Annotated in this window: 1 protein-coding gene; it reads right to left on the bottom strand. The window is 61.0% G+C overall.

Translation table 11 applies throughout. The annotated features are described in order from the left end of the window. Positions 1 to 21: 21 nt before the first annotated feature. On the bottom strand, positions 22 to 687 hold a 666-nt coding region (locus AC1Q7H_RS39855; RefSeq protein ID WP_492382518.1), incomplete at its 5' end, for an RNA-guided endonuclease InsQ/TnpB family protein.

Raw genomic sequence — 687 nt, 5'->3', positions numbered from 1 at the left:
CTGCTTCGTAGAGCGGCTTGACTACGCCGACTCTCCACAGGCTGCAACGCGGTGCCCCCGCGCCAAAATGTTGATCGCGCCGACCACGTCGGCGTGATTCGCATAGCCGCATGCCACACAGGCGAAGCTCGCCTGGCTCTGCCGGTTCTCGGCAGATACATGCCCGCAGCAAGGGCACGTGCGACTGGTGTGCTGTGGCGGCACAGCTATTAGCCAGCCGCCATTCCACGCTAGCTTGTATTCCAGTTGACGCCCGAACTCGTACCAACCCTGATCGAGGATGGCCTTGTTCAGGCCGGACTTGGCCCTGACGTTCTTGCCCGGTTGCCCGCTTGAACCGGCCGCTGACTTGGACATGTTCCGTACCTTCAGGTCCTCGATACACACCATCGCTTGATTTTCGCTGATCGTGGTCGTGGCTTTGTGCAGGTAGTCGAGGCGGGCGTTACCGATGCGTGCGTGGATACGCTGGATTCGGGCCTTGGACTTCTTCCAGTTGTTGCTGAATTTCGTCTTGCGGCTCATCGCCCGCTGCGCACGGCGCAGTCTGGCTTCGTGCTTCCTAAAGCTGTTGAGCGGCGCGAGGAAAGTGCCATCGCTCATGGTGGCAAAGCGAGCGATGCCCATGTCGATGCCGATGGCGCTGGTGGCTTTCGGCACAGGTCGCTCGACCTTCCGCTCAGTCTG

This window comes from Cupriavidus sp. GW823-FHT06D04 (assembly GCF_058795055.1).
The sequence above is the reverse complement of the archived record's forward strand: the minus strand, read 5'-3'. Positions and strand labels throughout refer to the sequence as shown.